The following is a 9,503-nucleotide window of genomic DNA, read 5'->3' on the forward strand; positions in this document are numbered from 1 at the left end:
GGCGTTGGGGGCGGTGCCGCGCCGGGGCGTCTCCTCGGGCGTCGAACGTTCGGGCAGGTCGGGAAGCGTCACGGTGATTGCGTTCAACGCCCTGCGGGGAGCACCCCGGCACGGCCCCTCCCGGCAGCGGTGATCGTGGGCGGGGGCGGCGTTGCTCGGCCACGGGTCGGCTGGTGCGACCGATCGGAGGCAGCGGTCTCCCCCGTCCGGATGACCGTTGGCGTGTGCCGCCGTCATGTGCGCGGGGGGTGAGGTGAAGTCAGTCCCCGTCAGGCCCCACCCGTCACGTACGTACAGGAGAGCGAAACATGCTTCGTCGCGTCGCGATCACCCTCGCCGGCATCACCGCCGCCGGCTTCATGGCAGCCGCGCCCGCCGCTGCCACCGCCATGGACTTCGACGGTGGCCCCTCCGACGGCGGCCCCTTCGGTGGCGGCCACTACAGCGACAGCCCCTTCGAGTCCGACCGCTACGGCTGCGACAACCAGAGCGGCGACTTCTACCTGTCCAACGTCGGCGGCCCGTACGGCATCACCGAGATGGAGGCGTCCCACTCCTGTGGGCGCGACCACCACGACGACAACGGTGACAACGGGCGCGACCACGACAACGGGCGCGACGGCTACAACGACGAGGACTGAGGCGTCCCCTCGCCGCGTCCGGCCCCGTCTCCCTCGGGAGGCGGGGCCGTTCTGTCAGTGGGGCCGGGTCAGGTGCGTGAACGCTTCGAGGTTCCTGGTCGATTCGCCCCGCGACACCCGCCACGCGTACTCCTTGCGGATCGCGCTCGCGAAGCCCAGTTCCAGCAGGGTGTTGAAGCTGCCGTCCGCCGCCTCCAGGACGCTGCCGAGCAGGCGGTCGAGTTCGTCCGGGGTCACCGCCGACAGGGGCAGCTTGCCGGCCAGGTAGATGTCGCCGAGGCTGTCGATCGCGTAACTCACGCCGTACAGGCGCAGGTTGCGCTCCAGCAGCCAGCGGTGCACCGCCGCGTCGTTCTCGTCGGGATGGCGGATGACGAAGGCGTTGACGGACAGGGAGTGCCGGCCGACCTTCAGTGAGCATGTCGTGGACAGCTTGCGGGTGCCGGGGAGTGTCACCACGTACGAGCCGGGCTCGGGGCTCTCCCAGTCGAGCTCCGCTTCCTTCAGCGTCTTCTCGATGACCTGCTGCGCGTCAGCCATGGTGCGAGCGTACGCGACGGCGGTGTTCGTGCATCGCGGCCGTGTAGACGTCGGCCGTGGCCGACGCGGCGGTGTCCCAGCCGAAGCCCTGGGCGTGCCGGGCGGCCGCCGCGCCCATGGTGTCGGCCAGGCCCGGCTCGTCGATGAGGCGCCGCAGCGCGCGGGCGTATCCGGCCGGGTCGTGGCCCTCGACGAGGATGCCGGTCCGCCCGTCGCGTACCGCTACCGGCAGGCCGCCGACCGACGCGGCGACCACCGGGGTGCCGGACGCCTGCGCCTCTATGGCGACCAGGCCGAACGATTCGCTGTACGAGGGCATGACGAGCGCCGAGGCCGCCCGGAACCAGTCCGCCAGGCGGTCCTGGCCGACGGGCGGGCGGAAGCGTACGACGTCGGCGATGCCCAGCCGGGCGGCGAGCTTCTGGAGGCCCTCGGGCTTGGCGAGGCCGCTGCCGCTCGGTCCGCCGACGACCGGCACCACGATCCTCGCGCGCAGCGACGGGTCCTCGTCGAGCAGTACGGCGACCGCGCGCAGCAGGATGTCGGGGGCCTTGAGCGGCTGGATGCGGCCCGCGAAGAGCGGGATGAACGCGTCCTGCGGAAGGCCGAGGCGCTCGCGTGCGGCGGCGCGGCCGTCGGCCGGGCGGAAGCGGTCGAGGTTCACGCCGGGGTGTACGACGGCGGTCCTGGCGGGGTCGGCCTCGTAGAAGCGGGCCAGTTCGTCCGCCTCCTCCGCCGTGTTGGCGATGAGGCGGTCCGCCGCCCGCACGATCTGCGTCTCGCCGATGACGCGCGCGGCCGGTTCGGGAGTGTCGCCCTCGGCGAGTGCGGCGTTCTTGACCTTGGCCATGGTGTGCATGGCGTGGACGAGGGGGGCGCCCCAGCGTTCGGCGGCGAGCCAGCCGACGTGTCCGGAGAGCCAGTAGTGGGAGTGCACGAGGTCGTAGTAGCCGGGGCGCTGGCCGGCCCAGGCCTGCATCACGCCGTGCGTGAAGGCGCAGAGCTGCGCGGGCAGCTCCTCCTTGGCGAGGCCCTCGTAGGGGCCCGCGTCGATGTGGCGCACCAGGACGCCGGGGGACAGCTCGACGCGGGGCGGCAGGCCGCCGGTGGTCGCCCGGGTGAAGATCTCGACCTCGATGTTGATGGCGGCGAGGCGCTTGGCGAGTTCGACGATGTAGACGTTCATGCCGCCCGCGTCGCCCGTGCCCGGCTGGTGCAGCGGGGAGGTGTGGACGCTGAGCATGGCGATCCGGCGCGGCTTGCGGTGGTGGCCGCCGGGCAGCCGGAGGCGGGGCGGCGCCGCCAGTGTGCCGGCGAGTCGGGAGACGTACTGGCTCACGTCGACGGTTCCTCCTCGCTCGGGGCATGGCGCAGGGAGAGCGCGGTCACGGCCCTCCGTAGAGCCCAAACAGCGGAATGGCCCCCTCCCATTTCCGTTTTGCCAAATCATTACTTCAGCTGCCTCAACCTTTACGGGGCCGTGCGGGCGCTTACCCTCGCTTCATGGCCTCCCGCACGTCCCCTTCGCGCCCCGTCGGCGCCGTCACCCGCGGGACCACCAATCCGAACCGGCTGCGCCGCATGGACCGCTGGATCGCCGCCGCGCACGGCCCCGAGCTGCGCCGCAGCGCGGACCCGGTCGCGGTCGACCTCGGGTACGGGGCCGCGCCCTGGACCGCCGTCGAGCTGCTCGGGCGGCTGCGCACCGCCGCGCCCGCCGCCGAGGTCGTGGGCATCGAGATCGAACCGGCCCGGGTCGCGGCCGCGAAGCCGTACGAGCGCGACGGTCTCGCCTTCCGGCACGGCGGCTTCGAGGTGCCGCTGCCCGACAGCCGCCGGCCCGCCCTGATCCGGGCGGCGAACGTGCTGCGCCAGTACGACGAGGGGGAGGTCGCGGCGGTCTGGGACCGGCTGTGCGGGCGGCTGGCGCCCGGCGGTCTGCTGGTCGAGGGGACGTGCGACGAGATCGGCCGGCGGCACGTGTGGGTCGCGCTGGGGGCGGAGGGGCCGCGGACCGTCACGTTCGCGACCCGGCTGGGGTCGCTGGAGCGGCCTTCCGACCTCGCGGAGCGGCTGCCGAAGGCGCTCATCCACCGCAATGTGCCCGGCGAGGCGGTGCACGCCTTCCTGCGGGACTTCGACCGGGCCTGGGCGGCGGCGGCTCCGTACGCCTCACTCGGCGCCCGGCAGCGCTGGATCAAGTCCGTGCGCGACCTCGCGGCCGACTGGCCGCTGGCGGACGGGGAGCGGCGGTGGCGGCAGGGTGAAGTCACCGTGAAGTGGGCCGCTCTCCGGCCGCGCACCGGCTGAAACCGTTCGGGACCTTCTCGAACGAGTGGCCGCCGTGGGGAACGCGGCGAGCTGCCTGTTCGTCAGAAACCAGTGGGCGGGGGCCTCTGTCGTTTTCACGGGCGGCATGGCAGCATCCCTTTCGCGCCTATGTTACTGACGGTAAATCACATGCGCGAGGTATGTGATGGGGGATCCGGGGGAGCTTGTGAACCGACGTCGCAGCGCCGCGACCGCGATCGCGCTGGTCTGCGCCCTGACCGTGCTCGCCGCGCCGGGACAGGCGTACGCCGATCCCAGTCCGCCGCGCAGCGAGCAGCGGCTCCAGGAGGTGCGGAGCGAGATCGACGCCCTGTACCGCAAGGCCGGGGCGGCCACCGACGCGTACAACCTGGCGGAGGAGCGCGCCGACAAGCAGTCGTCCGAGATCGTGAAGCTGGCCAAGGAGATCGTCGAGGGCCAGCAGCGGATCGAGGACCTCAAGCGGCGGATCGGCGCCGAGGCGCGCGCCCAGTACCGCAGCGGCGGGCTGCCGCCCGAGGCGAAGCTCATGCTCAGCCGCGACCCCCGGCACTTCCTCGACGGGGCGGGGCGGCTGCGCGAGGGACAGCAGGCGGCCAAGGGGCTGCTGGGCGAACTGTCCCGGACGCAGACCGACTTGGAGGCGTACACCAAGGACGCGACCGCCCAGTGGAAGAGACTGGAGTCGAGCCGCAAGAAGAAGGAAGCGGCGAAGAAGGAGATCAAGAAGCAGATCGCCGCCGCCGAGAAGCTCGAGTCGACGCTGGAGAAAGAGGAGCGCGAGCGGCTTCTGCGGATGGAGCAGGAGGCGGAGTACCGGGCGCAGACCGCCTGGCTCGACTCCGGCGCGCTCGGGGACGCCGCGGGCAGGGCCACGAAGGGCGGCGAGGCCGCCGTGGCCTTCGCGACGGCGCAGATCGGCAAGCCGTACGTGTGGGGCGCCGAGGGTCCGGGCTCCTTCGACTGCTCGGGGCTGACGTCCAAGGCGTGGCTCGCGGGCGGCCGCGTCATCCCGCGGACGTCGCAGGAGCAGTGGAAGCAGCTGCCGCGCGTCGACGTGAAGGACATGCGGCCCGGCGACCTGATCGTCTACTTCGACGACGCCAGCCACATCGGGATGTACGTGGGCGACGGCGCGATGGTGCACGCGCCCCGTCCCGGCCGCGACGTGACGATGGCCGGGGCCGGTTCGATGCCGATTCTGGGCGTCGTCCGTCCGGACAAGTAGAACCGGATCCGCAGGACGGCGGCCGAGCCGTCGCGGGCGGCCGTACGGGTGGTCCGGGGCGTGATGTTCGTCATGACCCGGCACCCCGCCGATACGGCCGGATGCGTTGCGGGAGGCGGCATATGACCCTGGCGGCTTTGCGCACGGCATTCCGCTGGGACGCCGGGTGACGCTATGGTCCCCGTTTGGCGGAACGTCGATCGTCGTGCCGCCGCACCCTCGGGGGGTGGGAAGGAAACCGAAACCGATGCCCGTACCCGTACCGCGGCAGCGTGAGAGCACGGCCGTGGAGCACGGTCAGGTTCTCCTGCCGAAACAGCAGGCCGGGAGCAGCATGCAGACCGCGGCAGCCGCAGCACCGGTGGCAGCCCCGGTCCAGGCCGCCCCGGCCTCCCCCGGCGTGTCCGCGAACAGCACCGATCTCACCCTGCTGGTGATCGAGGACGACCCGGCGGGGACGTTCACCGTCCCGTCGCTGCTCGACGCCGCCGGCACCCGTGTCCGTATCCGTACCGCCCGCAACCTCACGGAGGCGGAGCGGCTGCTCACGGACGACGTGCACTGCATCCTGCTCGACCTCGCCCTGCCCGCGCCCTCCTCGGGCGGCGACGGCGAGGCCGGGGACCGGCTGGCGGCCCTGCGGCACGTGCTGCGGCTCGCGCCCCGGCACGCCGTGCTGGCGCTGACCGCCGAGACCGACGCCGACCTGGCCGCCGAGGCGGTGCGCGTCGGCGCCCAGGACTACCTGTTCCGCGACGAGCTCGACGGGCGCCAGCTCAGCCGCGCCATCCGGTACGCCGTCGAGCGCAAGCGCGCCGACCGGGCGCAGCACAAGCTGGCCGAGTCGCGGCTGCGCGCGCAGGAGAACGCCCGTCTGGAGCGCGGCCTGCTGCCGACCCCGCTGCTGGAGGGTTCGAACCTGCGCTTCGCGTCCCGCTACCGGCCCGGGCGCTCGCGCGCCCTGCTCGGCGGTGACTTCTACGACACGGTCCGCACCTCCGACGGCACGGTCCACGCGATGATCGGCGATGTCTGCGGCCACGGCCCGGACGAGGCCGCCCTGGGCGTGGAGCTGCGCATCGCCTGGCGCGCCCTGACGTTCGCGGGCCTGTGCGGCGACGAGCTGCTGTCCACGCTCCAGCAGGTCCTGGAGCACGAGCGGGAGAGCGAGGAGATCTTCGCGACGCTCTGCACGGTCGACATCGCTCCGGACGGCCGGCGGGCCGGGCTGTGCCTGGCGGGCCACCCGTCACCGCTGATCGCGCGCCAGGGCCGGGCCGCGCAGCTGCTTCCGTACGAGGACGGGGGCCCGGCGCTCGGTCTGCTGCCCCGCGCCCGCTGGTCGCGGCGGCAGGTCGAGCTGGGCGGCTCGTGGAGCCTGATGATGTACACGGACGGCCTGATCGAGGGCCGTGTCGGCCCGCCCGGGTCGAAGCAGCGGCTCGGCCAGGACGGCATGGTCGACATGATCAACCGCCAGCTGACGGCCGGGCTCCGCGGCGAGGCGCTGCTGGAGGCGGCGGTCACCGAGGCACGCGACCTCAACGGCGGCGAGCTGACCGACGACGTGGCGCTGCTGCTCCTCGACCGGGGCTGACGCGGCGCTGTCGCTCCTCGACCGGGGCTGAGGGCCGCCCCTCCCCGGCCGGGACGCGCCGGCCGCGCGTCCGGGGGCTAGCGTCCGCCGTTGTACGGCCCGTACGGGCCGTCGCTGCTGCTGCCGCCCTTGCGGCCACCGCCGCCGCCACCCGACACCTGCTTGATCGCGGGCCGTACGTCGACCATGAAGACGATGGTCGCGACCAGTCCGGCGATCTGCAGGAACAGCATCGGGACGAACAGGTTCACGGCGACCGTCACGCCCAGCAGGACAAGCCAGAAGACCTTGGTCTGCTTGTCGGTCGCGCGGTACGCGTCCTCCCGGGCCATCGCGGCGAAGAACAGCGCCACCACGGCGAGGACGAGCATGGCGAGGTTGAGCAACGACAGCAGAGTGCCGAATCCCGAGAGCAACATGCTGGACACCGCCTAGAGAGTGGATGAGCGCCTCGCGGCCAAGGTACCCGGACAACGAGCCGGACACCCACAAGGTGCCCGGCTCATGCCCGTACGGACCCGGCCGCCGCCGCCGTCGCCGTACTCGCCGCACGTGCCGTCACGTGCGGCGCTGGTGCTACTTCTCGCCGGCCGGCGAGGTCTTCTTCGCCGGAGCCTTGCGCGCCGCCGGGGTCTTCTTCGCCGCGGCGGCCTTGGCCTCGGCGGCCTTCGGCTCGTCCTTGCGGGGCTCCGGGTCGGGCTCGACGGCGACGGCGATCTCGTTGATCTCCTCGGCCGCCTCGCCGCGCCACGCCTTGACGCTCTGCTCGCCGTGCTCGGCGACCTTCTCGTACGCCTCACGCGCCTTGACCGCGTACTCGGCGGCCACGCCCACGCTCCGCAGGGCCAGGTCCTGCGCCTGCTCGGTCAGCTTCTTGAAGTCGGTGTCGAGCGTGCCGAGCACCTCGGTGACCTTCGCCTGGACGGTGGCCTGGGCCTCCTTGGCCTGCGTGGTCACCTTCTCCTGGACCGCCTTGGGGTCCGTGTTGCGTACGGCGTCGATGCGCGCCGGGGCTTCGGCCCGCAGCTGCTCGATGAGCGCGGGCACCTTCTTCGCCTGCTGGACGGCGAGGTCCGCGGTGCCGGCCGCGAAGTAGAGGGGGGTCGGGTCGGTGAGGGTCTTGCGCAGGTCATCGGTGATGGCCATGACTGTGGTCCTCCCGGAGCTCAGTTCACTGTGAGGGTGGTGGTGTGCCTGCATCACTGCCGCCGGCCGCGTCGGCGAGGGCGTCCGTACGCGCGTCCGGTCCGGCGTCCGTCTCGCCGTCCGTGGCGTTCTCCTTCTGGAACGACTCGTAGATCTGCAGCAGCACCTGCTTCTGCCGCTCGTTGATCGACGGGTCGGCGAGGATGACCGCGCGCGTCTCCAGCTCCTCGCGCCCCTGCTCGTCGAGGATCCCGGCCTGGACGTACAGCGTCTCGGCGGAGATGCGCAGCGCCTTCGCGAGCTGCTGCAGGATCTCCGCGCTCGGCTTGCGCAGGCCGCGCTCGATCTGGCTGAGGTACGGATTGGACACCCCGGCGGCGTCGGCGAGCTGCCGCAACGAGAGCTGCGCGTTGCGCCGCTGCTCGCGGAGGTAGCCGCCGAGATTGCCGACGTTGAGTGATGCCATGCCCCGATAGTGCGGCATGGGCGCTAACTTTTGCAAGCGCATGCTTGCAAAAGTGTTCGCGTGTCGCCCGGGAGGCGTCTGGGCGGGCCGCTAGGAGCCGGTGCGGCCGTCCGCCAGTTCCCGCAGGATGTCCAGGTGCCCGTTGTGGCGGGCGGTCTCCTCGATGAGGTGCAGCAGGATCCAGCGCAGGTTGACCGGGCTCCCGTCGCGCCGGGCGCGCTTCGCCTCGGCGTCCAGGTCGTGGTCGGCGACCAGCTTCCGGTAGCGGGCGCACTGGGTCTCGTACGCCGAGAGCAGATCGGCCAGCGGGATGTCGACGGCGATGCGCATCTCGCGGTCGGGGTCCTCGTCCGTCCACGGCCCCTCGTCCTCCTCGCCGAGGAACACCACCTGGAACCAGTAGTACTCGACCCAGTGGAGGTGGCTGATCAGCCCGCACAGCGTCATCAGCGGGGACCCGGGCAGCGGGGCCCTGCGGGCGTCCTCCTGCGACACCTCGTCGCACTTGGCGCGGGCGGTGGCGCGGACGTAGTCGAGGAAGGTGGCGAGCGAGGCGCGCTCGTCGGGCGTGGGAGGTACATCGGTTCGTGTCATCGGGGTGAATGTTGTTGGCCCGTACGCCCGTTGTCGAGCGATTTTGCGCCACCGCGGGCGCCAGGGGTGACCCTGGAGGGTGTCCGGCACCACCACGGGACAGCGACACGGCGAGAAGGAGCAGCACACGTGACAGCGCAAGTGACACGCGCAGACAGCGGTGGCGACGCCACCGATGCGGTGAGGCTCAGCCCCACCGGCTGGGTGGCCGAGCAGGCCGAGCTGTACGAGGAGTCCGGCGGCACCAGGGGCACGACCGTGCAGGGCGCGCCCTGTCTGCTGCTGGACTACGTGGGGCGGCGCACCGGCACGGTCCGCCGCACCGTGCTGATCTACGGGCGCGACGGCGACGACCACCTGGTGGTGGCCTCCAAGGGAGGCTCCGACGATCACCCGCTGTGGTACCTGAACATCAAGGACAACCCGCGGGTGCGCCTGCGGGTCGGCACCGAACGGTTCACCGCCCTGGCCGAGACGCTCTCCGCCGAGGAGAAGGCCCGGGTGTGGCCGCACCTGGTGGACGTCTTCGCGCCGTACGAGAGCTACCAGAAGAAGACCAGCCGCGACATCCCGGTGGTACGGCTGCGCCGCACGGACGCCTGACGCGCGGGGCGTGGAGGGGCGGGCCGCCCGGCGGCCCGCCCGCCCGTCACATCGGTGTCCCCAGAGGTGACTTCGCGCCATTCGGCGGCTCACCCCGGCGTCATCTCCGCCGGAAGCGGCAGCCGGTGCAGCACATCGAGGCGGCTGACCGCCCGCGTCAGCACGACGTAGAGGCGGTGCAGGCCCCGGTCCTCCGCCGCGGCGATCTCGGCGGGTTCCACGGCGATGACGTGGTCGTATTCGAGCCCCTTGGCGAGCGTGGCCGGCAGCACGGACACCCGGGGCACTTCACCGGTCCCCGCCCCTTCCCGTGCCGCGCCGGGCCCGCTGGCCTCGCCGGGCCCGGCGCGGCCCGGGAAGGGGCGGGGGCCGGTGAAG

The 9,503-nt window shown here is 72.4% G+C and carries 11 protein-coding genes and 1 pseudogene; 5 read left to right on the top strand and 7 right to left on the bottom strand.

The features are described from left to right. The first annotated feature begins 308 nt into the window (after positions 1 to 308). A complete protein-coding gene (locus tag E2E34_RS26470) occupies positions 309 to 641 on the top strand; it encodes a hypothetical protein (RefSeq protein ID WP_208765347.1) in 333 nt (110 codons plus the stop codon). 54 nt (positions 642 to 695) lie between these two features. Here the strand turns inward: E2E34_RS26470 and E2E34_RS26475 are convergent, their stop codons facing one another. Together E2E34_RS26475 and mshA are read right to left on the bottom strand one after the other, a co-directional pair. After that, the gene (locus E2E34_RS26475; protein ID WP_138904433.1) at positions 696 to 1,181 is read right to left on the bottom strand and encodes a type III secretion system chaperone family protein; all 486 of its coding nucleotides are present in this window, start codon (positions 1,179 to 1,181) and stop codon (positions 696 to 698) included. After that, the gene (gene mshA, locus E2E34_RS26480) at positions 1,174 to 2,520 is read right to left on the bottom strand and encodes a D-inositol-3-phosphate glycosyltransferase (protein ID WP_167518394.1); all 1,347 of its coding nucleotides are present in this window, start codon (positions 2,518 to 2,520) and stop codon (positions 1,174 to 1,176) included. Before mshA ends, E2E34_RS26475 begins: the two co-directional genes overlap by 8 nt. A 164-nt stretch (positions 2,521 to 2,684) precedes the next feature. Between mshA and E2E34_RS26485 the strand changes: the two genes are divergently transcribed. The 3 genes from E2E34_RS26485 to E2E34_RS26495 all read left to right on the top strand — a co-directional run bounded on the left by E2E34_RS26485 (position 2,685) and on the right by E2E34_RS26495 (position 6,316). After that, on the top strand, positions 2,685 to 3,491 hold the full coding sequence (locus E2E34_RS26485; RefSeq protein WP_138904435.1) for a class I SAM-dependent methyltransferase: 807 nt from the start codon (positions 2,685 to 2,687) through the stop codon (positions 3,489 to 3,491). A 166-nt stretch (positions 3,492 to 3,657) separates the two neighbouring features. Next, entirely contained in the window at positions 3,658 to 4,719 is a 1,062-nt protein-coding gene (locus E2E34_RS26490) for a C40 family peptidase (RefSeq protein WP_208765348.1), read from the top strand. 247 nt (positions 4,720 to 4,966) lie between these two features. Then, positions 4,967 to 6,316, top strand: coding sequence for a PP2C family protein-serine/threonine phosphatase (locus E2E34_RS26495; protein WP_138904437.1), 1,350 nt, complete (start codon positions 4,967 to 4,969; stop codon positions 6,314 to 6,316). A gap of 77 nt (positions 6,317 to 6,393) precedes the next feature. Here the strand turns inward: E2E34_RS26495 and E2E34_RS26500 are convergent, their stop codons facing one another. From E2E34_RS26500 to E2E34_RS26515, 4 genes are all read right to left on the bottom strand, one after another. Continuing rightward, the gene (locus tag E2E34_RS26500; protein ID WP_138904441.1) at positions 6,394 to 6,735 is read right to left on the bottom strand and encodes a DUF2516 family protein; all 342 of its coding nucleotides are present in this window, start codon (positions 6,733 to 6,735) and stop codon (positions 6,394 to 6,396) included. Between the two features lie 157 nt (positions 6,736 to 6,892). Further along, the gene (locus tag E2E34_RS26505) at positions 6,893 to 7,462 is read right to left on the bottom strand and encodes a hypothetical protein (protein WP_138904438.1); all 570 of its coding nucleotides are present in this window, start codon (positions 7,460 to 7,462) and stop codon (positions 6,893 to 6,895) included. A gap of 25 nt (positions 7,463 to 7,487) precedes the next feature. After that, on the bottom strand, positions 7,488 to 7,928 hold the full coding sequence (locus E2E34_RS26510) for a helix-turn-helix domain-containing protein (RefSeq protein WP_138904439.1): 441 nt from the start codon (positions 7,926 to 7,928) through the stop codon (positions 7,488 to 7,490). Positions 7,929 to 8,018: 90 nt separating this feature from the next. After that, positions 8,019 to 8,522, bottom strand: a complete 504-nt coding sequence (locus tag E2E34_RS26515) for a DinB family protein (RefSeq protein WP_138904440.1) — start codon at positions 8,520 to 8,522, stop codon at positions 8,019 to 8,021. A 129-nt stretch (positions 8,523 to 8,651) separates the two neighbouring features. On the opposite strand from E2E34_RS26515, the gene E2E34_RS26520 reads away from it, so the two are divergent. Beyond that, positions 8,652 to 9,125 (top strand): nitroreductase family deazaflavin-dependent oxidoreductase, encoded by a 474-nt coding sequence (locus E2E34_RS26520; RefSeq protein ID WP_244316127.1) that lies wholly within the window; start codon positions 8,652 to 8,654, stop codon positions 9,123 to 9,125. Positions 9,126 to 9,214: 89 nt separating this feature from the next. Here E2E34_RS26520 and E2E34_RS26525 read toward each other — a convergent pair. After that, a pseudogene (locus E2E34_RS26525) lies at positions 9,215 to 9,503 on the bottom strand (hypothetical protein); the annotation flags it as partial.

Origin of the sequence: Streptomyces albidochromogenes (genome assembly GCF_005981925.1) — a bacterium.
GTDB classification, from domain to species: Bacteria; Actinomycetota; Actinomycetes; order Streptomycetales; family Streptomycetaceae; genus Streptomyces; species Streptomyces albidochromogenes.

Coding starts and splice junctions, on each gene's coding strand:
- E2E34_RS26470 (WP_208765347.1), top strand. CDS start 309: ATGCTTCGTCGCGTCGCGATCACCCTCGCCGGCATCACCGCCGCCGGC.
- E2E34_RS26475 (WP_138904433.1), bottom strand. CDS start 1,181: ATGGCTGACGCGCAGCAGGTCATCGAGAAGACGCTGAAGGAAGCGGAG.
- E2E34_RS26485 (WP_138904435.1), top strand. CDS start 2,685: ATGGCCTCCCGCACGTCCCCTTCGCGCCCCGTCGGCGCCGTCACCCGC.
- E2E34_RS26490 (WP_208765348.1), top strand. CDS start 3,658: ATGGGGGATCCGGGGGAGCTTGTGAACCGACGTCGCAGCGCCGCGACC.
- E2E34_RS26495 (WP_138904437.1), top strand. CDS start 4,967: ATGCCCGTACCCGTACCGCGGCAGCGTGAGAGCACGGCCGTGGAGCAC.
- E2E34_RS26500 (WP_138904441.1), bottom strand. CDS start 6,735: ATGTTGCTCTCGGGATTCGGCACTCTGCTGTCGTTGCTCAACCTCGCC.
- E2E34_RS26505 (WP_138904438.1), bottom strand. CDS start 7,462: ATGGCCATCACCGATGACCTGCGCAAGACCCTCACCGACCCGACCCCC.
- E2E34_RS26510 (WP_138904439.1), bottom strand. CDS start 7,928: ATGGCATCACTCAACGTCGGCAATCTCGGCGGCTACCTCCGCGAGCAG.
- E2E34_RS26515 (WP_138904440.1), bottom strand. CDS start 8,522: ATGACACGAACCGATGTACCTCCCACGCCCGACGAGCGCGCCTCGCTC.